Origin of the sequence: Pontitalea aquivivens, from assembly GCF_046507575.1 — a bacterium.
GTDB lineage: Bacteria > Pseudomonadota > Alphaproteobacteria > Rhodobacterales > Rhodobacteraceae > Pontitalea > Pontitalea aquivivens.
This window is the reverse complement of the sequence record NZ_JBKFEY010000003.1, coordinates 97,856-121,034: the sequence shown is the minus strand read 5'-3', so window position 1 is coordinate 121,034 and position 23,179 is coordinate 97,856. Positions and strand designations below refer to the sequence as shown.

Here is a 23,179-nt window from a genome sequence, read left to right as displayed (position 1 = left end):
GGGGTGCGGGGCAGAGCCCCGCTTTTGCCCCTTGATCCGGCGCAGCGCCGGGTTTGCGCTCCGCGCGGGAGTATTTTTGCCAAGAAGAAGACGCCCCGGAATTTACCCAACGCCGAGGTCATTGCACCGATCAGGCCGGGATCACCATGCCCTTTTCGCGCGCCAGAACGCGCATCCTGCCCTGCAACTTTTCGAAGGCGCGCACCTCGATCTGGCGGATACGTTCGCGGCTGACATCATATTGCGCGGACAGCTCTTCAAGCGTGACTGGTTCGTCGCGCAGCCGGCGCTGCATCAGGATGTCGCGTTCACGTTCGTTCAGCACATCCATTGCCGCTACCAGCATGGCCCGCCGGGTCTGCAGTTCATCAGCTTCGGCATAGGCCTCGGCCTGGTTGGCATCTTCGTCTTCCAGCCAGTCCTGCCATTGTGCCGACGAATCGCCATCGGCCGACCCGATCTGCGCGTTCAGCGAGGCATCGCCCCCCGACATTCGCCGGTTCATCGCGATGACCTCATCTTCGGTCACGCTCAGATCACGCGCGATCTGGGCCACGTTTTCGGGACGCAGATCGCCTTCCTCCAGTGCGCCGATTTTCGATTTCGCCTTGCGCAGGTTGAAGAACAATTTTTTTTGTGCCGAGGTGGTACCCAGTTTCACCAGGCTCCAGGACCGCAGGATATATTCCTGGATCGCGGCGCGGATCCACCACATCGCATAAGTGGCCAGCCGGAAGCCCTTTTCCGGGTCAAAGCGTTTCACCGCCTGCATCAGTCCCACATTCGCCTCGGAAATAACCTCGGCCTGTGGCAGCCCGTAGCCGCGATAGCCCATCGCGATCTTTGCCGCCAGTCGCAGATGCGAGGTCACAAGCCGATGCGCTGCCTGGGGGTCCTGGTGGTCGACCCAGGCCTTGGCGAGCATGTATTCCTCTTCCGGCTCCAGAAGGGGAAACTTCCGGATTTCCTGCAGATAACGGTTCAGCCCCTGTTCGGGGCTGGGCGCGGGCAGGTTGGCATAGCTGGTCATCAGCGTCTCTTCTCCCTCCTCAAGACCGGCTTGCATGGGGGTCCGATGCATCCGGTTCAAGGACAACGCGCCGGGTGGCTTGCGGTTCCGGCGGGTGGTTAGCATGTATTCTTTAACGCAGGATGAAAGGGTTTCCGGCGCGGTGCAACAACTGAACCGTTTGGTTCACGCGCTTGTCAACCCCGCAGCGCGGCCAACAGCGCCCGCATGTCGGCCGGAAGTGGCGAGGCAAAGGACATCTCCTCGCCGCTGACCGGATGCACAAAGCCCAGGGTCGCCGCGTGAAGCGCCTGCCGCGCAAAGGTCGCGGCCGTGGCCACGGCGGTCTCTCCCACCGCCTTTGCGGGCAGTTTTCGCCGCCCCCCATAGGTCGGATCACCGATCAGCCCGTGGCCGGCATGGGCCAGATGCACCCGGATCTGATGCGTGCGGCCCGTCTCCAGCCAGCAATCCAGCAATGCCGCAACGGGTGGGGTGCCAAAAGCCTCCACCACGCGCGCGCGGGTTACCGCATGGCGCCCACCTTCGAACAGCACCGCCTGGCGCTGCCTGTCGGTCTTGTGCCGCGCCAGATGCGAGGTGATTTTCAGCACATTTCCCGCCTCGAAGCTGACCCCGCGGGTGCCCCGCAGGCGCGGATCGGCGGCGTCAGGCAGGCCGTGGACCACGGCCATATAGTGGCGGTGCACCGTATGCTTTTCGAACTGCGCGGCAAGGCCATGATGCGCCCGGTCGGATTTCGCCACCACCAGAAGGCCCGATGTGTCCTTGTCGATCCGGTGCACGATGCCCGGGCGCGCCTCGCCGCCCACGCCCGACAGCCGCCCGCCGAAATGGTGCAGAAGCGCATTGACCAGCGTGCCATCGGCCGATCCGGGGGCCGGATGCACCACCATCCCCGCGGGCTTGTTGATGACGATCAGATCCTCATCCTCCCACAGCACGGTCAGGGGGATGTCCTGGGCCTCGGTTTCCACCGGGCGGGCGGGGTCCAGTGCAATCTCATAGACCTCGCCGGGGCTGACCCTTGCTTTCTGGTCGGTCACCGCCACGCCATCGCGCGTGACCGCGCCTTCGGCAATCAGCCGCGCCAGGCGTGAACGTGACAGGGCGGCTTGCTCTGGCACTTCGGCTGCAAGCGCCTTATCAAGACGTTCGGCCGGGGCCTCGCCCATCACCACCCGCAGGATACGCTGTTCAATGTCCGACATGATGCCTTCCGATGGCCCCCAAGCCCCGCCGCCCGAGGCGCCCTTGCCCGAGGTCCGCTTTCTCAAGATCCTGGTGACGACGCTGACCGCCACGATGATCGCCGGTCTTGTAGCGATCATCGCGCTGCTTGTCATCCGCTTGCCGGGCGCAGCCCCCTTGCCGGAACTGCCCGCCGCGATCACCCTGCCCGATGGCGCGCAGCCGCAATCCGTCACCTTCGCACGCGATCACCTGATCGTGCTGACCGATCAGGGCATGGTCCTGATCTACACGCCCAAGGGAGAGTTGCGCCAAAGCCTGACCCTGAACTGACCGTGCCCCTTCGGCTTTGTCCAAATATCCCCGCCGGAGGCTTCCGTACCAACCGCGCGCGACCGGCCGGGGCGGGATCAGCCGTCCGCCTTCTTCGCGCGGCCCCGTGCGGGCTTTGCGGCCGGTGCGGCGGCAGCCTCAAGCGCGTCCAGCCGTGCCTTCAGCGCCTCATTCTCCTCACGCGCCTTTTGCGCCATGGCGCGCACGGCATCAAATTCCTCGCGGGTGACAAAGTCGCGCTCGGCCAGCCAGCGGTCCATCCAGGATTTCATCGCCGTCTCGGCCTCGGTCCGGGCGCCCTGCGCCACGCCCATGGCACTGGTCATCAGGCGGGACATTTCGTCGAAGAACTTGTTGGGCGTCTGCATGGCTTCCTCCGCTCACGGGGTTTTGCCCTATATGGGCGGGGCGGGCGGAAAGCTCAAGGTTGACTTCGCCGCGGGGGCGGGGCTTTCTCCGCCCGATCGCAGAGGACCCCATGGCCATACCCTTTCCCGAAATCGACCCGAATGCCCTTGTCATCCCGGTGCTGGATCTGCCGCTGCGCTGGTATGCGCTGGCCTATATCGCGGGCCTGATCCTGGGCTGGCGGATCATCGTGGGGCTGATGAAGCGTCCTGCGCTGTGGGGTGGGCAGGCGCCGATGGCGCCCGCACGGGTCGAGGATCTGCTGACCGCGGTGATCCTTGGCGTGGTGATCGGCGGGCGGCTGGGTTTCGTGCTGTTCTACCAGCCGGGCTATTACCTGGCCAACCCGGTTGAGATCGTGAAGGTCTGGCAGGGCGGCATGTCCTTTCACGGCGGTTTTCTGGGCGTCGTGGCCGCCGCCTGGTGGTTCTGCCGCCGCAACGCGATCGCGGCCCTGCCAGTGGCCGATGCCTTCGCGCTGGCCGCGCCCGTGGGCCTGTTTTTTGGCCGGATTGCCAATTTCATCAATGCCGAGTTGTGGGGCCGCCCGACCGGGGCGCCCTGGGGCGTGATCTTTCCCGGTGCGGCGGCGCAGGATTGCCCGGGTGCCATGGGCCCCTGCGCGCGCCATCCCTCGCAGCTGTATGAGGCGGGGCTGGAAGGGCTTTTGCTGGGCGCGGTGCTGTGGCTGTGCATGTCGCGCGGCGGCCTGCGCCGGCCGGGCCTGCTGCTGGGGGTGTTTCTGGCGGGATATGGCGCCGCGCGCTTCTTTGTTGAGCTGTTCCGTCAGGCCGATGCGCAATTCATCACGCCCGACAATCCTCTGGGCCATGCCATCCAGTTCGGCGGCTTTGGCCTGTCGATGGGACAGTTGCTGTCGCTGCCGATGATCGTGATCGGCCTGGCCTTCATGGCCCGCGCGCTGGCGCGGCCGCGCGTGGCGGCATGACGCCGCTTGCGGCGATCCTGGCGCGCCGCATCGCCGCAAGCGGGCCGATGCGGCTGGATCACTACATGGCCGAATGCCTGCTGCATCCGCGCCACGGCTATTACGCCACCCGCGATCCCTTTGGGGCGGCGGGCGATTTCACCACCGCGCCCGAAATCTCGCAGATGTTCGGTGAAATGCTGGGCCTGTGTCTGGCGCAGGTCTGGCTGGATCAGGGCCGCCCCGATCCCTTTGCCCTGGCCGAGCTTGGCCCCGGCCGGGGCACGTTGATGGCCGATGTGCTGCGCGCGATCACCGCCGTTCCGGGCATGGCGGCAGCGGCCCGCGTGCATCTGGTTGAGGCATCCGCCACCCTGCGCGACGTGCAGCGCGCAACGCTTCGCGGCCACGCGGTCAGCTGGCACGACAGCGTGGACACGCTGCCCGACCTGCCCTTGTTCCTGCTGGCCAACGAATTTTTCGATGCCCTGCCGATCCGCCAGTTTCAGCGCCAGGGCGCGGGCTGGTGCGAACGCCATGTCGGCCTGTCGCCCGATGGCGCGCTGCAGCCGGGCCTGTCGCCCGCCCATCCGGTGGCGGATCTGGCGCATCGGCTGACGGACACGGCCGAGGGGGCGGTGGTCGAAACCTGCCCCGCCGCCGCGCCGATCGTGGCGGCGATAGCGGCCCGAATCGCCGCGCAGGGCGGGGTGGCGATCGTGGTCGACTATGGCCATTGGCATTCGCTGGGCGATACCTTTCAGGCGCTGCGCGGCCATCGCCCCGAAAGCCCCTATGCCCACCCGGGCGAGGCCGATCTGACGGCGCATGTCGATTTCGAACCGCTGGCCGCCGCCGCCCGTGCCGCCGGGGTGGCGGTTTCGGGCATGACCGCGCAGGGGGTGCTGCTGGAACGGCTGGGCATCACCGCGCGGGCGCAGGCATTGGCCGCGCGGCTGACCGGGGCGGCGCTGGACAGCCACATTGCCGCGCATCGCCGCTTGACCCATCCTGCGGAAATGGGAAACCTGTTCCAAAGCCTTGCCATCCATCCCCGCAACATGCCCCTTCCGCCGGGCTTCGACGGTGCCTGACCCATGACCACTTCGCTGGAAATCCTGACCTCGCCGGCCCTGCGCGGCCTTCGCCACGGGTTTTTCACCCGCAAGGGCGGGGTGTCGTCGGGGGTGTTCGCGGGGCTGAACTGCGGGCAGGGATCATCCGATCAGGCCCAGGCGGTGCAGATGAACCGTGCCCGCGTGGCCGAGGCGATGGCCGTCCCCACCGCGGCGCTGATCGGTCTGCACCAGGTCCATTCCGCCGATGTTGTCACCGTCACCGCGCCGCCCGATGCCCCGGTGCGGGCCGATGCGATGGTCAGCGCCACGCCCGGTCTGGTGCTGACGGTGCTGTCGGCGGATTGCCAGCCGGTGCTGTTCGCCGATGCGCAGGCCGGCGTGATCGGTGCTGCGCATGCGGGCTGGCGCGGCGCGCTGGATGGGGTTCTGGAGGCGACGGTGGACGCAATGGTGGCGCTGGGCGCGGACCGTGCCCGCATCACCGCCGTGATCGGCCCCTGCATCTCGCAGCGCGCCTATGAGGTTGGGCATGATTTCATGGAAACCTTCCTTGTCGAGGACGAAGGCTACGGGCGTTTCTTTTCCGGCGGGCCGGGGGGCAAGCCGATGTTCGACCTGCCGGCCTTTGGGCTGCACCGGCTGCGGCAGGCCGGGGTCGGCCATGCCGAATGGACGCGCCATTGCACCTATTCCGATCCCGGCCGGTTCTATTCCTATCGCCGTACCACCCATGCGGGCGAGGCCGATTATGGCCGCCTGATTTCGGCCATCGGCCTTTAGGCACGACAGAGCGGGACATGAAAAAGGCGCGCCGGGGGCGCGCCTTTTCGGTCTGCGGGCGGGGGATCAGTCCTCCATCGCCTCCAGCTCGTCGATCATCCCGGCGATCATCGACAGGCCCTTGTCCCAGAACGCCGGGTCCGACGCATCCAGCCCGAAGGGCGCCAGAAGATCCCTGTGGTGCTTGGACCCGCCCGCCTTGAGCATGTCGAAATATTTGTCGGTGAACCCCGGCAGGCCGCTTTCGTAAACCGCATAAAGCGCGTTCACCAGCCCGTCGCCGAAGGCATAGGCATAGACGTAGAAGGGCGAATGCACGAAATGCGGGATATAGGCCCAGAAGGTTTCATAGCCCGGCATGAATTCAAACGCATCGCCCAGCGATTCGCCCTGCACCGACATCCACAGCGCGTTGATATCCTGGGGTGTCAGTTCGCCTTGCGCGCGCGCGGCATGCAGCTTGCATTCGAAATCGTAAAACGCGATCTGGCGCACGACCGTGTTGATCATATCCTCGACCTTGCCGGCCAGCAGGGTCTTTTTCTCGGCCGGGGTCGAGGCGGCCTCCAGCAGGCGGCGGAAGGTGAGCATTTCGCCAAAGACGGATGCGGTTTCGGCCAGCGTCAGCGGGGTTGAGGCCAGAAGCTCGCCTTGCCCCGCCGCCAGCACCTGATGCACGCCGTGGCCCAGTTCATGCGCCAGCGTCATCACATCGCGCGGTTTGCCCAGATAGTTCAGCATCACATAAGGATGCACGGTGGTCACCGTCGGATGGGCAAAGGCACCGGGGGCCTTGCCGGGCTTGACCCCCGCGTCGATCCAGCCGCGCGAAAAGAACGGCATCGCCAGCCGCGCCATTTCGGGGCTGAAGGCCGAATAGGCCGACAGCACCGTATCGCGCGCCTCATCCCACAGGATCTTGCGTGGGGCTTCGGTCGGCAGGGGGGCGTTGCGGTCCCAGATCTGCAGCTTGTCAAGGCCAAGCCACTTTGCCTTCAGCCGATAGTAGCGGTGCGACAGCTTGGGATAGGCCGCGACGACAGCGTCGCGCAGCGCCTGCACCACCTCGGGTTCGACATGGTTGGACAGGTGGCGGGCGTGCTGGGGCGTGGGCATCTTGCGCCAGCGGTCCTCGATTTCCTTTTCCTTGGCCAGGGTGTTGTGGACGCGGGCAAAGATCTTGATGTTGTCGCCAAAGACGCGGGCCAGCGCGCGTGCGCCCGCCTCGCGCCGGGTGCGGTCGTGGTCGGACAGAAGGTTGGTGGTGGCTTCCAGGTTCAGCGTTTCGCCATCGACCTGGAATTCCAGGCCCGCGATATGTTCATCAAACAGCCGGTTCCAGGCGGCGGCGCCGACAACGGATTGGTCGTGCAGGAATTTTTCAAGCTCGTCCGACAACTGATGCGGCTTCATCGCGCGCATCCGGTCGAAGACGGGCTTGTAGCGCGCCACCGCCGGATCCGCGAAAAGCGCGGCATAGGCGGCATCGTCGATGCGGTTGAATTCCAGGCTGAAGAACACCAGCGGCGTGGTGAAGGCGGTGATGCGGTCGCCCAGATCGGCCATCGCCTTGGCGCGTTCGGCATCGGTGGTGTTCTGATAGTAGCGCAGCCCCGCGTAGGACATGATCCGCCCGGCGGTCACGTCGATGTCTTCGTAGCGGCGGATGCATTCGGCCATGCCGGCGGCATTCAGGCTGGCCAGCTTGCCTTCGTAATCGGCGGCAAAGCTGGCGCAGGCGGTGTCCAGCCGCGCCATGTCCTGCGCGATTTCGGGGGCATCGGGGGCGGTGTACAGGTCGCTCAGATCCCAGTCGGGCAGATCGCCGAAGCCCCCGGAATGCGCATTGGCGTCAAAGACAGGGCGGGGCAGGGGCAGGGTCATGGCATCCTCATGTTCACTGTGATCGCCTGACAGATAGGGGCTGGGGGGCGGCCCTGGCAAGGGGCAGGGCGCGCGGGGGCCCGGCGGCGGACCGCTCCGCGGGGAGTATTTCGGCCAAGAAGAAGCCGGCGCGGGTCAGTCCTGCAGCCAAAGCAGGTCGGCGGCGTTCAGGCCAAGCTGCACGGTTTCACCGACCCGGGGCGGGCGCGCATGCGAGGTGTTGAACGTGTCGAAGGCCAGCGTCGCCCCGCCCAGATCGGCGCGGATGCGGATGACCGAGCCCAGGAAATCCACCTCGGTGATCCGGCCCTGCAGCGCGGTATCGCGGCCTTCGGCGCCCAGTTTTATCATCTCGGGGCGGGCGGCCAGCGTCACCCGGCCCGCAGGCAGCGGCCGGCCCAGCCGGGCCTGGCCGCCGGGCAGGCGCACATGGCCATCGGCCGGGCCGATCACTTCGGCCTCAAGGGTGTTCAGGGTGCCGACGAAATTGGCGACAAAGCGTGTGGCGGGCTGGTTGTAGATTTCGAACGGGGTGCCGACCTGATCGGCCACGCCCTGATGCATCACCACCACGCGGTCCGACATCGACAATGCCTCTTCCTGGTCATGGGTCACGAAGATCGTGGTGATGCCCAGTTCGCGCTGAATCGCGCGGATTTCGTTGCGAAGGCTGACGCGTACCTTGGCATCCAGCGCCGACAGCGGTTCATCCAGCAACAGCACCTGCGGCTTGGGTGCCAGTGCGCGGGCCAGCGCCACGCGCTGCTGTTGTCCACCCGACAGCTGGAACGGATAGCGCCCGCCCAGATCGGACAGGCCGATCAGCGCCAGCATTTCGGCCACGCGGGCTTCGATCTGTGCGCGTGGGGTGCCCTTGACCTTGAGCCCGAAGCCCACATTCTGCGCCACCGTCAGGTTGGGGAACAGCGCATAGGCCTGAAACACCATGCCGATGTTGCGCTGGTTCGGGCGCAGGCGCACGACATCGGCGCCGTCGATGGCGATCCGCCCCGTGCTTGGGCTTTCAAAGCCCGCCACCATCCGCAGCACTGTTGTCTTGCCGCAGCCCGACGGCCCCAGAAGTGAAACGAATTCGCCCTTTTCGACGGTCAGGCTGAAATCCTTTACCACGCGGTTCGGGCCAAAGGATTTTTCCAGATGTTCGATCGTCAGAAAGGTCATGTCAGCGTGCCGCCTTGGTATGTTTGGAAAAACGGGTAACCAGCTGGATCAGCCCCATGCAGGCCCAGGTGATGACAAAGGCGATGACCGCCAGGGCAAAGGGTTCATAGGCCTTGTTGGCGCCCATCAGCTGCAGATAGGGCCCGAAGGCGGGGCGGTTCAGCAGCGCCGCCATGGTGAATTCGCCCATCACGATGGCAAAGGTGACAAAGGCCCCCGACAGCACCGCGACCAGTACATTGGGCAGGATCACCCGCGTCAGGATCGTGGTCCAGCCCGCGCCCAGGCTTTGCGCGGCCTCGGTCAGGGTGGCCACGTCGATGGTCCGCAGCCCGGTATCCACCGCGCGATACATGTAGGGCAGCGACAGCGTGGCATAGCCCAGCATCAGAAGCAGGTTGGTGCCAAAGGTCGTGCCCGTCAGCGGCAACCAGCTGGAGGTATTGTAAAGCCGGATATAGCCGAACACGATGACGATCGCCGGAATGACCAGCGGCAACAGCGTCACGAATTCCACCACCGGGCGCAGATGCGGCATTTTCAGCTGCACCCAGAAGGCGGTCGGAACGACCAGAACCACGCCAAAGACGATGGTCAGCAGCGCCATGATCACCGAATAGCCGAAGGTCTGGTGAAACCGCGGATCGGCCAGAACCGCGCGATAGGCATCCAGCGAATAGACGCCCCGGCGCATCGACAGCGAAAACTCGGTCATGCCGACCAGCGGCAGGACAAAATAGATGATCCCCAGCAACAGGATCGCCCAGGCCAGCAGCTTTTTCATTTCAGCCACCTTTCCGACCGCATCCGCAGCCAGATGTAGATGACATTGGCCACGCCCGTGACCAGAATCATGCCAAAGGCCATTGCATAGCCCAGGTTGGGGTTGCCCAGCACATCGCCCCGGATCTGTGCGAACAGCATGATCGGCACGATGTTCAGCGACGATCCCGTCAGGGCGATCGCGGTGGCCACCGCGCCGAAGGCATTGGCGAACAACAGCGCGAAGGTGCCCAGCAGCGCGGGAAACAGGATCGGCAGCGCCACCATGCGCCAGTATTGCGCGCCCGTCGCGCCCAGCACGCTGGCCGCCTCGCGCCATTCGCGTTTCAGCCCGTCCAGCGCGGGGGTGATGATCAGGATCATCAGCGGGATCTGAAAGAACAGATAGGTGATCGTCAGGCCCCAGAACGACAGGATGTTGAACCCCAGCGCGCGCAGGTTGATGCCGAATTCGGACCGCAGCCAGACGGTGATCAGCCCCAGCGGCCCAAGTGTTGCCAGAAAGGCAAAGGCCAGCGGCACGCCGGCAAAATTCGAGGCCACGCCGGAAAATGTCAGCAGAGGCGACCGGATCCAGCCGGGCAGGCCGCCCAGCACCACCGCCGCCGCCATCAGAAAGCCCACCAGACAGCCAAGCGCCGCCGAAGCCGCCGAAATCTTGATGGAAATCCAGTAGGATGACAGGATGGATGTGGTGAACAGCCCGCGAATATTGTCCAGCGTCAGGCCGCCTTCGGGCGTCTGGAAGGCGCCGATCACGATTTTCATGGTGGGGGCAAACAGGAACAGCCCGATGAACAGCGCGAAGGGCAGCACGCCAAGCCACGTCAGTGGCAGGCGCCGCCGCGCGCGGGGCGGGGCTTGGGCGGGGGCAGTCATGCGGTCTTGTCCGTCCTGTCGGTCGTCTTGTGATTATGGGCCCACCCCGGGCGGACCGGGGCGGGCAGGGTCAGGTCAGCCGTTTACTGGACGTTGGCGCCCACGACCGCATCCCAGCCGCCGGTGACGGCGGCCTTGTTGGCATCCTGTTCTGCCAGCGTCGGGAAATAGGCGGCCTCATAGGCTTCGGCCGGGGGCAGCGCATCGACCAGTTCCTGCGGCAGCTTGCCCGCCGCGGCCATCGCGTTAAAGCGCGCCGGGTGGCAATAGCCCTTCAGCCAAAGGTTCTGGCCTTCGTCAGAATACAGGTATTCCATCCACAGTTTCGCGGCATTGGGATGGGGCGCATAGGCCGAAATCGCCTGCACATAGACGCCCGCCAGAACGCCGGTCTTGGGCACGACCACCTCGACCGGGGGGTTCCCGTTCAGGTCATCACGCCAGGTCAGCGCGTTATAATCCCAGGCCAGCACGATCGGCGTGGCGCCCTGGGCCAGCGTGCCGGCCTTGCCGATGACGGGGACGAAGTTGCCGTTCTTGTTCATCCCGGCAAAGTATTCCAGGCCCTTTTCGCCCGATTCCGTTCCCGCAGCGCCGCCCGCGGCCATGCCTGCGGCCAGAACGCCCAGGATCGCCTGGTTCGAGGCGCGCGGATCGCCCGCCAGCGCGACCTGGCCCGCATATTCGGGCTTCAGCAGATCGGCCCAGTCGGTGGGCGTGTTTTCCACCAGATCCTTGTTCACCATAAAGGACATGACGCCATAGTAATCGGCATACCAATAGCCATCGGGGTCCTTGATGTCGTCGGGGATCTCATCCCAGGTCGATACCTTGTAGGGCTGCAGCAGGCCTTCGTCTTTGGCCTGCGGACCGAAGGCCAGCCCCACGTCGATCACGTCGGGGGCCTGCGGGCCGGTGTTGCCCTTGTTGGCGCGCACCGCCTCCAGCTCGTCGGCGGACCCGGCATCGGGGTTCAGTTCATTCACGGTGATTTCGGGGTACTTGGCCTTGAAGCCGGCGATCACCTCACCGTAGTTGCACCAGCTGTGCGGCAGCGCGATCGTGGTCAGCATGCCTTCGGCCTTGGCGGCGGTCTCAAGCGCGGCCAGATCCTGCGCCTGCACCAGCGCCGTGGTGGCCAGAAGCGCCGCGGCGCCCGCAAGCCAGGTCATCGGTTTCATCGTCATTCGGACAGTCTCCCGTTGGTCGGATCTCAGGGCCCGGAATGGGCACCGGATGGCTTTAGGCGCCTTCTGTGACAGTCTTGCGACGTGGACGCCCTGCACGTCAGAGATTTGCCGCGAATCGCGCGTCATGCAACAAAACTGTTACCGCGCCGTTACGTCAGCGGCGGCGCAGGTCACCCGCCCCAGGTCCGTTCCAGCAGCGACAGCCAGTTCCGGTGGGCAATTTTTTCAACAAGTTCCGTGCCATAGCCATGCGCCATCATGGCATCCAGCAGCCGTGGAAGGCCCGCCACATCCCCCAGTTCGGCGGGCACGGTCGCGCCGTCGAAATCCGATCCAAGGCCCAGATGATCCTCGCCCAGGTGATGCAGCAGGTGATCCAGGTGGCGCAGGACCGGGTCCCAGCCCGCAAAAGGGCGTTGCCGGCCATCGGGGGACAGGAAGGCGGTGGCAAAGTTCAGCCCCACCATGCCGCCGCTGTCGCGGATCATCGCCAGCTGGCGATCGGTCAGGTTGCGCGACGACGGCGTGATCGCATGGGCGTTGGAATGGGTCGCCACCAGCGGTGCATCGGACAGGGCCGCGACCTCATCAAAGCCGCGCGCGTTCAGGTGGCTCAGGTCCACCATGATCTTCAGCTGGCCGCATTCGCGGATCAGGGCCTTGCCCGCGGGTGTCAGGCCCGGGCCGGTGTCGGGATCGGCGGGGTAGGCAAAGGGCACGCCATGGCCAAAGACGGTGGGCCGCGACCAGACCGGGCCCAGGCTGCGCAGCCCCATCGCGTGCCAGACATGCAGCGCATCCAGATCGGGGCCGATCGGTTCGGCGCCCTCGAAATGCATCACCGCCGCGATCTGGTCCGCCGCCATCGCCGCGCGGATGTCCGCCACGCTGCGACAGATGCGCAGCGTGCCGGTGCGTTCCAGCCACATCAGCTGCCCCGCCATGGCCATCGCCACGGGCAGCGCCGCGGCCTGTCCGATCGGGTCAGGCAGCGGCAAGGCATAAGGCGGCGCATCCATCAGCGCGTCGAAATCCAGGCTTTGTGCGGTTTCTGCCGAGGGGATGTAGATCGCAAAGAATCCGCCCGCAAATCCGCCCGCCTTGCAGCGCGGCAGGTCCAGATGGCCCTTGCCCTCGCCGGTCAGCCAGATCGCCTCGCGCCGGGTCGGATCGGCCATCAGGCGCAGCAGAAAATCATTGTGGCCATCGAATACCGGAATCATTGTCGCCCCCTTGTTGTGGGCGCAGCCTGCCCCAGCCGCGCCCCGAAGGCGAGGGGGCGGTGCGGTCTTTTCTTTGCCCGATCCGCAGATTAGCACTGTTCCAACACGGAGGAGCCTGATGAAACTGTTGCGTTATGGTCCCAAGGGCCAGGAAAGACCGGGGATGCTGGATGCGGCGGGGCGGGTGCGCGACCTGTCCGCCCATGTGCCCGATATCGGCGGGGCGGCGCTGTTGCCCGACACGCTGGCGCGGCTGGCGGCGCTGGATCCCGACAGCCTGCCGCTGGTGCCCGGCACGCCGCAGCAGGATCTGCGGCTGGGGCCCTGTGTCGCGGGCGTGGGCAAGTTCGTCTGCATCGGGCTGAATTATGCCGATCACGCCGCCGAGGCGGGGATGCCGGTTCCTGCCGAACCGATCGTCTTTGGCAAATGGACCTCGTGCCTGTCGGGGCCGGATGATGATGTGGAACTGCCGCGCGGATCGGTGAAAACCGATTGGGAGGTGGAACTGGGCGTCGTCATCGGCCGGGGCGGCAAATACATTGATCGCGCCGCCGCGATGGACCATGTGGCGGGCTATTGCGTCGTCAACGACATCTCGGAACGCGAATACCAGTCTGAACGCGGCGGCACCTGGGACAAGGGCAAGGGCTGCGATACCTTTGGCCCGATCGGTCCCTGGCTTGTCACGCGCGATGCGGTGCCCGATCCGCAGGCCTTGCGCCTGTGGCTGTCGGTCGATGGCGCCCTGTGCCAGCAGGGCAGCACCGCCACGATGATCTTTCCGGTCGATGAAATCGTGGCCTATGTCAGCCGCTTCATGTCGTTGCAGCCTGGCGACATCATCGCCACCGGCACGCCGCCGGGCGTGGGCATGGGGATGAAGCCGCCGCGGTTCCTGCGCGCGGGCCAGACCATGCGCCTGGGGATCGAGGGGCTGGGCTGCCAGACCCAGCGCGTCGTGCAAGGCTGATCCGGTCATGATGCCGTGCCGGCGGGGGCGCCCCGCCGACCCGGCCAGCCGACCCGGTCAGCCGACCCGGTCAGCCGACCCGGTCAGACCAGCCGGCTTTGGTCCAGCGCGGCCTTGACGAAGCCCGCGAACAGCGGATGCGGCGCAAAGGGCTTGGACTTCAGTTCCGGGTGGAACTGCACACCGATGAACCAGGGATGGCCCTTGTGTTCCACGATCTCGGGCAGGCGGCCATCGGGGGACATGCCCGAAAACACCAGCCCGCAGCTTTCCAGCTGCTCGCGGTAGCGCACGTCCACCTCATAGCGGTGGCGGTGGCGTTCCTCGATGTCGCACTGGCCATAGACCCCGGCCACGCGCGACCCGGGCGTCAGCGCCGCCGAATAGGCGCCAAGGCGCATCGTGCCGCCCTTGTCGTCATCCAGCTTGCGTTCCACCCGGTGATTGCCCTGCACCCATTCCTTCAGGTGATAGACCACGGGGGTAAAGCGTTTCTGCCCTGCCTCATGATCGAATTCCTCGGACCCCGCATCGGCGATGCCGGCCAGATTGCGCGCGGCCTCGATCACCGCCATCTGCATGCCCAGGCAGATGCCCAGATAGGGGATGCCCTTTTCGCGGGCATATTGCGCGGCGCGGATCTTGCCTTCGGTGCCGCGTTCGCCAAAGCCGCCGGGCACCAGGATCGCATGAAAACCTTCCAGATGCGGCGAGGGATCTTCGCGTTCGAAGATCTCGGCGTCGATCCATTCGGCCTTGACGCGCACCCGGTTGGCCATGCCGCCATGGGTCAGCGCCTCGGCGATGGATTTGTAGGCGTCTTCCAGCTGGACATATTTGCCCACGATGGCCACGCGCACCACGCCCTCGGCATTTTCCAGCCGGTCCATCACATCTTCCCAGCGCGCCAGATCGGGGCGCGGTGCGGGGCTGATGCCGAACGCATCCAGCACCGCCTGGTCCAGCCCCATCCGGTGATAGGCCAGCGGCGCCTCATAGATGGATTTCAGGTCATAGGCCGGGATCACCGCCTCGGGGCGGACGTTGCAGAACAACGCGATCTTGGCGCGTTCCTTTTCCGGAATCGGATGTTCCGACCGGCAGACAAGCACATCGGGCTGCAACCCGATCGAGCGCAGTTCCTTGACCGAATGCTGGGTCGGCTTGGTCTTCAATTCGCCGCTGGCCGCCAGATAGGGCAGCAGCGTCAGATGCATGAAGATGCATTGCCCGCGGGGGCGGTCCTGCGCGAACTGGCGGATCGCCTCAAAGAAGGGCAGGCCCTCGATATCGCCGACGGTGCCGCCGATTTCACACAGCATGAAATCAACCTCATCCTCGCCCACGGCCAGGAAGTCTTTGATTTCATTTGTTACATGCGGGATCACCTGGATCGTCTTGCCCAAATAGGCGCCCCGGCGTTCCTTTTCCAGAACGTTGGAATAGATCCGGCCCGAGGATACGGAATCGGTCTTGCGCGCCGACACGCCGGTGAAGCGTTCGTAATGGCCCAGGTCCAGGTCGGTTTCCGCCCCGTCATCGGTCACGAACACCTCGCCATGTTCAAACGGGCTCATGGTGCCGGGATCGACGTTCAGATAGGGGTCCAGCTTGCGCAACCGCACCGAAAAGCCGCGTGCCTGCAGCAGCGCCCCCAGCGCGGCCGAGGCCAGCCCCTTGCCAAGCGAGGACACCACACCGCCGGTGATGAAAACATAACGTGCCATGGAAGCCCCCGTGATCTTGTCAAAATCCAATAGAATCTGCCGAACCGAGGTTTGGCATCACGGGATTTAATGCTTACACGATTCGCAGTCCGCCCGCAACCGGACCGCAAGCAGTTGGGTCAGGTGCGGCGTCATGCCCCAAGGCTTGTGACGCCGCCGGTTCGGTCCACCGTCTTAATTCGCGGGCGGCGGGGTCATCGGCGCATCTGCCGCAGACGGCGGCAGGGTCAGGTCGGGCAGGGCGGGGGTGCTGACCTCGTTGCCCGCGGCGGGCAGCTGATCGACGACCGAGCCGCCGGTTGCATTGCGCGCCGCCACCACCGTCAAGGCGATCGAGGTGACGATGAAGGCCGAGGCGATGATCCAGGTCAGCCTGGACAGCGCATTGGCGGCCTGCCGCCCGCTCATGACGCCGCCACCGCCGCCGCCGCCCATGCCAAGCCCGCCCCCTTCGGAACGTTGCAGCAGCACCACGCCGATCAAGAGCAGCGCCAGGATCAGGTGGACGGTAAGGATGACGTTTTCCATGCGGGCCCTGGCCTTCTTGCGAACTGACGCGCCTATCTAGGCGCATGAGGCCGGGCGCGCAAGCCGTTTCCCGGCGCGCGGTGCCCCATGCCGGCCGCACGGCGCCGAAATCTGCGAAAAACTGGTTCCCCCGGGGCAGCAGCCCCGCTATAGGTGACGCGGTTTTGCGAACCTGTAGGAGAAAGACATGGCCAATGTCGTGGTGGTCGGCGCCCAGTGGGGCGACGAGGGCAAGGGCAAGATCGTCGACTGGCTGAGCGAGCGCGCCGATGTGATCGCGCGCTTTCAGGGCGGCCACAACGCGGGCCACACGCTGGTGATCGACGGCAAGGTCTACAAGCTGAACGCGCTGCCCTCGGGCGTGGTGCGCGGCGGCAAGCTTTCCGTTATCGGCAATGGCGTGGTGCTGGACCCCTGGCATCTGTTGAAAGAGATCGAGGCGATCCGCGGCCAGGGCGTCGAGATCAGCCCCGAAACGCTGATGATCGCGGAAAACACCCCGCTGATCATGCCCTTCCACGGCGAACTGGACCGCGCGCGTGAGGCCCATGCCTCGGTTGCCAAGATCGGCACAACCGGGCGCGGCATCGGGCCGTGCTATGAAGACAAGGTGGGCCGGCGCGTGATCCGCGTGGCCGACCTGTCGGATGATGACACGCTGCAACTGCGCGTCGACCGGGCGCTTGTGCATCACAACGCCCTGCGCGCGGGCCTGGGCCTGGAAGCCATCGACCGCGAGGCGCTGCTGACCAGCCTGCGCGCGATCGCCCCCGAAATCCTGAAATACGCCGCCCCCGTCTGGAAGGTGCTGGACGAAGACCGCCGCGCCGGCAAGCGCATCCTGTTTGAAGGCGCGCAGGGCTCGTTGCTGGACATCGACTTTGGCACCTATCCCTTCGTCACCTCGTCCAACGTGATCGCGGGGCAGGCGGCGACGGGCGTGGGCCTTGGCCCGAATGCCATCGATTTCGTGCTGGGCATCGTCAAGGCCTATACCACCCGCGTCGGCGAAGGCCCCTTCCCGACCGAGTTGAACGATGACGATGGCGAACGGCTGGGCACGCGGGGTCATGAATTCGGCACCGTCACCGGGCGCAAGCGCCGCTGCGGCTGGTTCGACGCGGTTCTGGTCCGCCAGACCTGCGCGATTTCCGGCGTCAAGGGCATCGCGCTGACCAAGCTGGATGTGCTGGACGGGTTCGAAACGCTGAAAATCTGCGTCGGCTATGAGGTGGACGGCGTCCGCTATGACTATCTGCCGACGCAGGCCGCGCTGCAGGCTCGCGCCACCCCGATCTATGAAGAGATGGAGGGCTGGTCCGAATCGACCGCCGGGGCGCGCAGCTGGGCCGATCTGCCCGGTGCCGCGGTGAAATACGTCCGCCGGATCGAGGAACTGATCCATTGCCCGGTGGCGATGCTGTCCACCAGCCCGGAACGTGATGACACCATCCTTGTCACCGATCCTTTTGAGGATTGATCCGATGGCGCTGTCCTACCGGGCGCGTCGGCGCTGGTCGCTTCTGATCCTGGTCGTGGGCCTGCCGCTTTATGTCGCGGCGGCCGTGACGGTGGTGAACTGGGCCGATGCCACCTTCGGGCGGCTGCCGATCTGGGCCGAACTGATGGTCTATCTTGGTCTGGGGTTCCTGTGGGCGCTGCCGTTCCGCGCGGTTTTTCGCGGCATCGGCCAGGCCGACCCCGCAAAACGCGAAACAAAGGGGCGGGGCCCCTCGGCCTGATCGGTCCCGAACCGCGGCGCGTCAATGCGCGGCGCGGTTCGTTTCGTCGTAAAAGCGCGACTGTTCAGTGATCGCATATTGGCCGCGCTTCACCTTGGCGATCTTGCCCTGACGCAGAAGCTGGCCAAAGGACCGCAGCCGGTCCTCGCGGCTGAAGGCGTTTTCATCGGCCACGGTCGCCACCTGTTTCATGATCTGCGGCGGCGAGAAATGCGGTCGCCCCTCGACCGTCGCGGTATAGGCCGCCGCCGCTTCCAGCAGATCGGCAAGGCCGTCCGACCCGGCCTCTTGCGCGAATTCAGCGAAACTGCGGGCCTCGACGGGGTCTGGTCGGCCTGCGGGGGCGTCATCGGTGCCGGTGTCGGGCGCGGCGGCTGCCGCCCTGCGCCCCGCGATCTGCCCGGCTGAAACCCTGCGCGGGCGCACCAGCTGGGCGGCGGGGACCATGCGGTCCGCGGCCCGGTCAACGCGCTGTTCGGACACCAGAACCAGCGGCGCGGGGCGGTTTTCGGGCCGCGCCGTGCGCGTGGCTTCGGGCTGTGCAAGCTGTGGGCGGGCGGTCTGCGGCTGGCCGGCGGGCGCGGGGCGGCGCGGGCGGACCGCCTGGCTCAGGTCTTCGCGATAGGCATTGGTGTCATCGGCGGCAGAGGCGGCGGATTTCCCCACCAGCGTGCCGCGCAGCAGGCGATCGGCCACGGTCGCGGCAACCGCCGCTTTCAGATGCGCGATGGCGGAAAACCGGCGACGATTCTCGGCGCCCTCAAGCTTGGTGTTGGTCTCTTCCAGCAGCCGTGACAGGTCCGCCTCTTCGGGCGGGCTTGCAACGGGGTGGTCGGCGCCATGGCTGCGCGCGGCCTGCGCCTCGGGCGCGGCTTGCGGATCTGTCCCGGTCGGTTCGGCGGCCCCATCGGCGCTTTGCGGCAAATCCTCAAGTGCCTGATCGGCGGCCTCGTCTGGCCCGGTCTCCAGGTCATCGGTTTCAAGCGCGGCCAATTCATTCAGCAATTCGGCCTCGGCTTCGGGGGACAGCCCGTCCGCGGTCAGCGCGGCGCCATCGATCACCGCCGCAACCGTCTTGTCCGTCATCGCAGCATCGACCGCGATCGCGTCATGCGCGATGTCCTGCGCGGCTTCGGCGGTTTCATCCACCAGATCCTCGGCGCCAGGCGGCTCTGCTGTTTCGGCGGCAACATCGGCATGCGCCCCTGCGTCGGTCCCATCCTCTGCCGCAAGCGCAGCCAGCACCGATTCGGCCAGATCGCCATCCGTATCGGTCGTCTCTTGCCCCGCTGCGTCTAGTATATCGACGGCCGGGACACATTGCGCATTGGTCGCTGTTGCATCATCCAGGGACAGAAGAGGGTCGGCCTCATCCTGCGCCGCAACCTCTTCGGCCGCCTCATCGTCAGCGGTCACATCGTCAGCGGTCACATCGACCGGACCGGCCGGATGCAGCACGAAGATCCGCCCGGCCGGGGGCTCAGTGGCCAAAGCACCTTGTGCCTGTTCATTCGCCGGTTCAGCGGGTTCCTGCGCCACGGCGGTGATCCCGGCCTTGGTCAGGGCGCTGTCGATGGGGGCAAGTGCCTCATCCCGCGCGTCCTTACCCTCGGGCGCGTCAGATTCGGGCAGGGCGGCGTCCGGTCGTGCGCCGTCGTCCGCCTGAATCAGTTCGGTATCCATCGGCGGGGCTTGCGCGGGCGGCGGGGCTTGCGCGGGTTCGCCGGCGGCTGCGGCCAGCGCGGCTGCCCGCGCAGCGCGACGCCGGGCGCGGCGGCGGGCCGCGGCTTCGTCCGACAGCGGTACAAGCGGTTCGGCCTGCGCCTCGGGGACTGCACCTGCCTCTGCCACCCCGGTCTCCTCTGCCAGGGGGGCAGGGGGGGCATCTTCGGCGATGGTCCTGGCTGCGACCGGCGCGGGGGGCTCGTCCTCTTCGCTCAGCAAGGGGCCCGACAGGTCCAGCTCATAGCCGAAATCCTCGGGCGCGTTTTCCGCAACCGAAGGCCAGAGTGGCCCGGCCTCCTCATCTTCCGCATAGGCCTGGGCGGAACTGCGCGCGCTGGCCACCGCCGCGCGAATCCGTTGCAGCTTGGCCGCGACACTTTCGGGGCCGCCCAGATCGGGCGCCTGTCCGGTTGCCGCCAGCGCAACAGGCGCCGCCTGGGGCACGGCATCCGCCACCGGCGTGGTGGGCTGTTCCACCGCCGGTTCCGGCACCGGGGCGGGGGCCGTGCCGCGTGGTTCATCCGCCGCCGCGTCGGCCTGCGGGCGCAACACGATTCCATTGACCTGAACCTTCGCCTCAACCCGGCGCTGAATCTCGCGTTCGGCGATGCGGTGCAGCATCTCGGCATCGGGGGTCGGCGGCTCGGCGCCGAAATAGCGGTCCTCGGCGGCGAGATCGCGGAAATATTCCGCGATGGCCTTCATCGTGTTGAAAGGCTCATCGAAACCCTCCAGCGTGCAGGAAAAGGTCCCGTAGGACACGGTGAGAATCTTGCTCGCACCAACCATGGAACGCTCGCTTTCTTCTGTGCCAATCCGGATCATATCACCCTTGAACTGGTGCTTAAGCGTGAACGGAAAAGGGCAAGAACAAGGAATTTTGCCGAAGCGGATTGTGCTTGCGTGCCTTAATCGTAATCAATGCGTCCATGATGCAAGATATTGTTCAATCATCCAACGGGGTCACATTGCTGGGCCGGGGCGATTCCACCGCGGCGGATGTTGCCGAAGCGTTGACAATCGCGCCCCTGCTGATCGCCGCCGATGGCGGTGCGGACCGCGCGCTGGACCTTGGGCTGATGCCGCAGGCGGTGATCGGGGATCTGGACAGCCTCTCGGCGCGGGCACGCGCGGCGATCGCAGCCGACCGGCTGCACCGGATTGCCGAACAGGACAGCACCGATTTCACCAAATGCCTGATGCATGTCCGCGCGCCGTTCTACCTGGCGCTGGGCTTTACCGGCCGGCGGCTGGATCACACGCTGGCAACGCTGGGCGCGGTCGCGCGCCATGCCGATCACTGCGTGATGGTGGTGGGCGAACATGACATCGCCTTCCGCGCACCGCCCTGTCTGGCGCTTGACCTGCCGGTGGGCACGCGGCTGTCGCTGTTTCCTTTCGGCCCGGCGCAGGGCCGGTCCACCGGCCTGCGCTGGCCGATCGACGGCATCGCCATGGAACCGGCCGGCGTGACCGGCACCTCGAACGAGGTTACGGGTCCCGTGCGTCTGTGGCTGGACGGGCCGGTGCTGATCCTCTTGCCAAAAGCGCATCTGCGCCCCGCACTGGGCGCAGTCGGGCGGCTGTGACGCGTTCACGATGGATCACATACAGCCCCGAGGCGACGATGATCCCCACCCCGACCCAGGTCAGCGCATTCGGAAAATCGCGGAAGAACAGATAGCCAAACAGCGTCGCCGTCACGATCTCCAGGTAATGCAGCGGCGCCAGCGTGGATGAGGGCGCGAATTTCAGCGCATAGGTCATCGCCATGTGGCTGATCGTGGCTGCCAGCCCCACGCAGAACATCCACAGCCAGAAAATCCCCTGTGGCAGCACCACCACCAATGACGGCTCTGCCATCCGCGCGCCAAGGCCCAGAAGCGGCAGGCACAGCGCCGCCGCCGCCAGCGCGGTGTGCAATTGCATCGTCACCGGATGCACCTCATTCGACAGGGCGCGCGTCACCAGCATGTAGGCTGCAAAGAAGACAGCCGTGGCCAGCGGAAACAGCGCGATCGCGCCAAAGGCAGCAAAGGACGGCTGGATCACGAACAGCGCGCCCACGAACCCCGCCACCGCGGCGCCAAGCCGGCGGGGGCCGACCTGTTCGCCCAGCACCAGCCGCCCGATCAGCAGGATCACGAAGGGCTCCACGAACGCAATCGCCAGCGCATCGGCAATCGGCATCACCTTGACCGCGGCCACGAAACAATAGGTCGAACCGATCGCGCACAGCGCCCGCAGCGCCGTCAGCCGCAGCGCCCGCCGGCTCAGCCGCAAACTCAGCCCCAGCAGCGCCACGATCGGTGCCATCAGCGCGCCCTGCACCACGAAACGACCCAGCGTGACCATGCCCACCGGCACCTCTTGCGCGGCCAGTTTCGCGGCCACATCGATCAGCGGCGCAACCACGCAGAAAAAGATCATCAGCGCCACGCCGGGCAGGATACGGTCAGTCTCGCGCATGCCTGTGCCAGCCTTTCAGATCGAAACCCCGCATCGGGTCTTCGGCTTTGTCCAAATATCCCGGGGGTGAGGGCCGCAGGCCCGAGGGGGCAGCGCCCCCTGGAAACGGCGCCTCAGCCCATCCGCTCCGAGGCATATGACCCGGGCGAGGCGGGAAAGACCACCGTCTTGTTGCCATTCAGGAAAACCCGGTGATGGATATGCGCATGGATCGCGCGGGCCAGGACCTGGGCCTCGACATCCCGGCCCAGGCTTACATAATCCTCGGGGCTCTGGGCATGGGTGATGCGCACCGTATCCTGTTCGATGATCGGGCCTTCATCCAGATCGGCGGTGACGTAATGCGCGGTCGCGCCGATCAGCTTCACCCCGCGTTCATAGGCCTGCTTGTAGGGATTGGCACCCTTGAAGCTGGGCAGGAAGGAATGGTGGATGTTGATGATCCGCCCCGACATCCTGGCGCAGAACGCGTCCGACAGCACCTGCATGTAACGCGCCAGCACCACCAGCTCGGCTCCTGTCTCCTCGACGATCGCCATCAACTGCGCTTCGGCCTGGGGCTTGTTGTCCTTGTTCACCTTGACCAGGTGGAAGGGAATATCGTGGTTTACCACCACCTTCTGATAGGTCAGATGGTTCGATACCACCCCCACGATCTCGATGGGCAGCGCGCCGATGCGCCAGCGATACAGCAGATCGTTCAGGCAATGGCCGAAGTTCGACACCATCAGCAGAACCTTCATCCGCCGGGCGCCATCGTGGATCGCCCAGTCCATGGCGAATTCCGCCGCCAGCGCGGCAAAGGCCGCGCGCAGATCGGCGACCGTCGCCCCGGTTTCCGGCCGGAAGGTGATTCGCGTGAAGAACTGTCCCGTCAGCGGATCGTCATATTGATGGGAATCTGTGATATTGCAGCCGTTCGCGGCCAGAAAATTCGCAATCGCCGCCACGATCCCGCGGCGCGAAGGGCAGTTCACCGTCAACACACAAAAGGCCATGTCCGTTCCTTTTCTGGGGCATCAGTGCCGCGCCCCGGCCATCATTCCCCGCATCGCCACGCGCCGGCGCGCCCCGCAGCAGCCCGGCGCCCGTCGCGTGTGCCGCCGGTGCGCCCGTGGCCCGCAG

Annotated in this window: 22 protein-coding genes; 8 read left to right on the top strand and 14 right to left on the bottom strand. The window is 66.0% G+C overall.

The features are described 5' to 3' along the window. Positions 1–130: 130 nt before the first annotated feature. Together rpoH and ACK8OU_RS06600 are read right to left on the bottom strand one after the other, a co-directional pair. Positions 131–1,030, bottom strand: a complete 900-nt coding sequence (gene rpoH, locus ACK8OU_RS06605) for an RNA polymerase sigma factor RpoH (protein WP_410302569.1) — start codon at positions 1,028–1,030, stop codon at positions 131–133. Between the two features lie 176 nt (positions 1,031–1,206). Further along, positions 1,207–2,241, bottom strand: coding sequence for an RluA family pseudouridine synthase (locus ACK8OU_RS06600; protein WP_410302568.1), 1,035 nt, complete (start codon positions 2,239–2,241; stop codon positions 1,207–1,209). Here ACK8OU_RS06600 and ACK8OU_RS06595 point away from each other — a divergent pair. After that, complete coding sequence (locus ACK8OU_RS06595; RefSeq protein ID WP_410302567.1) at positions 2,231–2,554, top strand: DUF6476 family protein; 324 nt, start codon at positions 2,231–2,233, stop codon at positions 2,552–2,554. The genes ACK8OU_RS06600 and ACK8OU_RS06595 overlap by 11 nt on opposite strands. Before the next feature lie 77 nt (positions 2,555–2,631). Here ACK8OU_RS06595 and ACK8OU_RS06590 read toward each other — a convergent pair whose 3' ends face one another. Then, positions 2,632–2,922 carry an accessory factor UbiK family protein gene (locus ACK8OU_RS06590; protein WP_410302566.1) on the bottom strand — a complete coding sequence of 97 codons (291 nt, stop codon included), beginning with the start codon at positions 2,920–2,922 and terminating at the stop codon, positions 2,632–2,634. Between the two features lie 110 nt (positions 2,923–3,032). Here ACK8OU_RS06590 and lgt point away from each other — a divergent pair, with 110 nt between their 5' ends. From lgt to pgeF, 3 genes are read left to right on the top strand one after another with little or no spacing between them, the layout of a single operon-like run. Continuing rightward, a complete protein-coding gene (gene lgt, locus ACK8OU_RS06585) occupies positions 3,033–3,911 on the top strand; it encodes a prolipoprotein diacylglyceryl transferase (RefSeq protein ID WP_410302565.1) in 879 nt (292 codons plus the stop codon). Continuing rightward, positions 3,908–4,984, top strand: coding sequence for a class I SAM-dependent methyltransferase (locus ACK8OU_RS06580; RefSeq protein ID WP_410302564.1), 1,077 nt, complete (start codon positions 3,908–3,910; stop codon positions 4,982–4,984). Before lgt ends, ACK8OU_RS06580 begins: the two co-directional genes overlap by 4 nt. A gap of 3 nt (positions 4,985–4,987) precedes the next feature. Then, positions 4,988–5,749, top strand: coding sequence for a peptidoglycan editing factor PgeF (pgeF, locus tag ACK8OU_RS06575; protein ID WP_410302563.1), 762 nt, complete (start codon positions 4,988–4,990; stop codon positions 5,747–5,749). 66 nt (positions 5,750–5,815) lie between these two features. Here the strand turns inward: pgeF and ACK8OU_RS06570 are convergent, their stop codons facing one another. The 6 genes from ACK8OU_RS06570 to ACK8OU_RS06545 all read right to left on the bottom strand — a co-directional run bounded on the left by ACK8OU_RS06570 (position 5,816) and on the right by ACK8OU_RS06545 (position 12,890). After that, positions 5,816–7,633 (bottom strand): M3 family oligoendopeptidase, encoded by a 1,818-nt coding sequence (locus ACK8OU_RS06570; protein ID WP_410302562.1) that lies wholly within the window; start codon positions 7,631–7,633, stop codon positions 5,816–5,818. Between the two features lie 135 nt (positions 7,634–7,768). Then, positions 7,769–8,815 carry an ABC transporter ATP-binding protein gene (locus ACK8OU_RS06565; protein ID WP_410302561.1) on the bottom strand — a complete coding sequence of 349 codons (1,047 nt, stop codon included), beginning with the start codon at positions 8,813–8,815 and terminating at the stop codon, positions 7,769–7,771. 1 nt (position 8,816) lies between these two features. Further along, positions 8,817–9,599 carry an ABC transporter permease gene (locus ACK8OU_RS06560; RefSeq protein WP_410302560.1) on the bottom strand — a complete coding sequence of 261 codons (783 nt, stop codon included), beginning with the start codon at positions 9,597–9,599 and terminating at the stop codon, positions 8,817–8,819. Then, on the bottom strand, positions 9,596–10,477 hold the full coding sequence (locus ACK8OU_RS06555; protein ID WP_410302559.1) for an ABC transporter permease: 882 nt from the start codon (positions 10,475–10,477) through the stop codon (positions 9,596–9,598). Before ACK8OU_RS06555 ends, ACK8OU_RS06560 begins: the two co-directional genes overlap by 4 nt. 83 nt (positions 10,478–10,560) lie before the next feature. Beyond that, entirely contained in the window at positions 10,561–11,664 is a 1,104-nt protein-coding gene (locus ACK8OU_RS06550) for an ABC transporter substrate-binding protein (RefSeq protein WP_410302558.1), read from the bottom strand. 173 nt (positions 11,665–11,837) lie between these two features. Further along, a complete protein-coding gene (locus tag ACK8OU_RS06545; RefSeq protein WP_410302557.1) occupies positions 11,838–12,890 on the bottom strand; it encodes a dipeptidase in 1,053 nt (350 codons plus the stop codon). Positions 12,891–13,008: 118 nt separating this feature from the next. Here ACK8OU_RS06545 and ACK8OU_RS06540 point away from each other — a divergent pair, with 118 nt between their 5' ends. Beyond that, positions 13,009–13,863 carry a fumarylacetoacetate hydrolase family protein gene (locus ACK8OU_RS06540; RefSeq protein ID WP_410302556.1) on the top strand — a complete coding sequence of 285 codons (855 nt, stop codon included), beginning with the start codon at positions 13,009–13,011 and terminating at the stop codon, positions 13,861–13,863. Positions 13,864–13,946: 83 nt separating this feature from the next. On the opposite strand, the gene ACK8OU_RS06535 is transcribed toward ACK8OU_RS06540, so the two are convergent. Both ACK8OU_RS06535 and secG read right to left on the bottom strand, forming a co-directional pair. After that, positions 13,947–15,590, bottom strand: coding sequence for a CTP synthase (locus ACK8OU_RS06535; protein ID WP_410302555.1), 1,644 nt, complete (start codon positions 15,588–15,590; stop codon positions 13,947–13,949). 174 nt (positions 15,591–15,764) lie between these two features. Continuing rightward, the gene (gene secG, locus ACK8OU_RS06530; protein ID WP_410302554.1) at positions 15,765–16,118 is read right to left on the bottom strand and encodes a preprotein translocase subunit SecG; all 354 of its coding nucleotides are present in this window, start codon (positions 16,116–16,118) and stop codon (positions 15,765–15,767) included. Between the two features lie 187 nt (positions 16,119–16,305). Between secG and ACK8OU_RS06525 the strand changes: the two genes are divergently transcribed. After that, a complete protein-coding gene (locus ACK8OU_RS06525) occupies positions 16,306–17,598 on the top strand; it encodes an adenylosuccinate synthase (protein ID WP_410302553.1) in 1,293 nt (430 codons plus the stop codon). A gap of 4 nt (positions 17,599–17,602) precedes the next feature. After that, positions 17,603–17,860, top strand: coding sequence for a DUF2842 domain-containing protein (locus ACK8OU_RS06520; protein ID WP_410302552.1), 258 nt, complete (start codon positions 17,603–17,605; stop codon positions 17,858–17,860). 21 nt (positions 17,861–17,881) lie between these two features. On the opposite strand, the gene ACK8OU_RS06515 is transcribed toward ACK8OU_RS06520, so the two are convergent. Continuing rightward, entirely contained in the window at positions 17,882–20,374 is a 2,493-nt protein-coding gene (locus ACK8OU_RS06515) for a hypothetical protein (RefSeq protein ID WP_410302551.1), read from the bottom strand. A 143-nt stretch (positions 20,375–20,517) separates the two neighbouring features. Here ACK8OU_RS06515 and ACK8OU_RS06510 point away from each other — a divergent pair, with 143 nt between their 5' ends. Continuing rightward, on the top strand, positions 20,518–21,174 hold the full coding sequence (locus ACK8OU_RS06510) for a thiamine diphosphokinase (RefSeq protein ID WP_410302550.1): 657 nt from the start codon (positions 20,518–20,520) through the stop codon (positions 21,172–21,174). Here ACK8OU_RS06510 and ACK8OU_RS06505 read toward each other — a convergent pair. Further along, positions 21,077–22,054 (bottom strand): DMT family transporter, encoded by a 978-nt coding sequence (locus ACK8OU_RS06505; RefSeq protein WP_410302549.1) that lies wholly within the window; start codon positions 22,052–22,054, stop codon positions 21,077–21,079. The two genes, ACK8OU_RS06510 and ACK8OU_RS06505, sit on opposite strands and share 98 nt — an antisense overlap. 113 nt (positions 22,055–22,167) lie before the next feature. Further along, complete coding sequence (purU, locus tag ACK8OU_RS06500) at positions 22,168–23,052, bottom strand: formyltetrahydrofolate deformylase (protein WP_410302548.1); 885 nt, start codon at positions 23,050–23,052, stop codon at positions 22,168–22,170. Positions 23,053–23,179 lie beyond the last annotated feature (127 nt).

Coding starts and splice junctions, on each gene's coding strand:
- rpoH (WP_410302569.1), bottom strand. CDS start 1,030: ATGACCAGCTATGCCAACCTGCCCGCGCCCAGCCCCGAACAGGGGCTG.
- ACK8OU_RS06595 (WP_410302567.1), top strand. CDS start 2,231: ATGTCCGACATGATGCCTTCCGATGGCCCCCAAGCCCCGCCGCCCGAG.
- ACK8OU_RS06600 (WP_410302568.1), bottom strand. CDS start 2,241: ATGTCGGACATTGAACAGCGTATCCTGCGGGTGGTGATGGGCGAGGCC.
- ACK8OU_RS06590 (WP_410302566.1), bottom strand. CDS start 2,922: ATGCAGACGCCCAACAAGTTCTTCGACGAAATGTCCCGCCTGATGACC.
- lgt (WP_410302565.1), top strand. CDS start 3,033: ATGGCCATACCCTTTCCCGAAATCGACCCGAATGCCCTTGTCATCCCG.
- ACK8OU_RS06580 (WP_410302564.1), top strand. CDS start 3,908: ATGACGCCGCTTGCGGCGATCCTGGCGCGCCGCATCGCCGCAAGCGGG.
- pgeF (WP_410302563.1), top strand. CDS start 4,988: ATGACCACTTCGCTGGAAATCCTGACCTCGCCGGCCCTGCGCGGCCTT.
- ACK8OU_RS06570 (WP_410302562.1), bottom strand. CDS start 7,633: ATGACCCTGCCCCTGCCCCGCCCTGTCTTTGACGCCAATGCGCATTCC.
- ACK8OU_RS06565 (WP_410302561.1), bottom strand. CDS start 8,815: ATGACCTTTCTGACGATCGAACATCTGGAAAAATCCTTTGGCCCGAAC.
- ACK8OU_RS06560 (WP_410302560.1), bottom strand. CDS start 9,599: ATGAAAAAGCTGCTGGCCTGGGCGATCCTGTTGCTGGGGATCATCTAT.
- ACK8OU_RS06555 (WP_410302559.1), bottom strand. CDS start 10,477: ATGACTGCCCCCGCCCAAGCCCCGCCCCGCGCGCGGCGGCGCCTGCCA.
- ACK8OU_RS06550 (WP_410302558.1), bottom strand. CDS start 11,664: ATGACGATGAAACCGATGACCTGGCTTGCGGGCGCCGCGGCGCTTCTG.
- ACK8OU_RS06545 (WP_410302557.1), bottom strand. CDS start 12,890: ATGATTCCGGTATTCGATGGCCACAATGATTTTCTGCTGCGCCTGATG.
- ACK8OU_RS06540 (WP_410302556.1), top strand. CDS start 13,009: ATGAAACTGTTGCGTTATGGTCCCAAGGGCCAGGAAAGACCGGGGATG.
- ACK8OU_RS06535 (WP_410302555.1), bottom strand. CDS start 15,590: ATGGCACGTTATGTTTTCATCACCGGCGGTGTGGTGTCCTCGCTTGGC.
- secG (WP_410302554.1), bottom strand. CDS start 16,118: ATGGAAAACGTCATCCTTACCGTCCACCTGATCCTGGCGCTGCTCTTG.
- ACK8OU_RS06525 (WP_410302553.1), top strand. CDS start 16,306: ATGGCCAATGTCGTGGTGGTCGGCGCCCAGTGGGGCGACGAGGGCAAG.
- ACK8OU_RS06520 (WP_410302552.1), top strand. CDS start 17,603: ATGGCGCTGTCCTACCGGGCGCGTCGGCGCTGGTCGCTTCTGATCCTG.
- ACK8OU_RS06515 (WP_410302551.1), bottom strand. CDS start 20,374: ATGGTTGGTGCGAGCAAGATTCTCACCGTGTCCTACGGGACCTTTTCC.
- ACK8OU_RS06510 (WP_410302550.1), top strand. CDS start 20,518: ATGCAAGATATTGTTCAATCATCCAACGGGGTCACATTGCTGGGCCGG.
- ACK8OU_RS06505 (WP_410302549.1), bottom strand. CDS start 22,054: ATGCGCGAGACTGACCGTATCCTGCCCGGCGTGGCGCTGATGATCTTT.
- purU (WP_410302548.1), bottom strand. CDS start 23,052: ATGGCCTTTTGTGTGTTGACGGTGAACTGCCCTTCGCGCCGCGGGATC.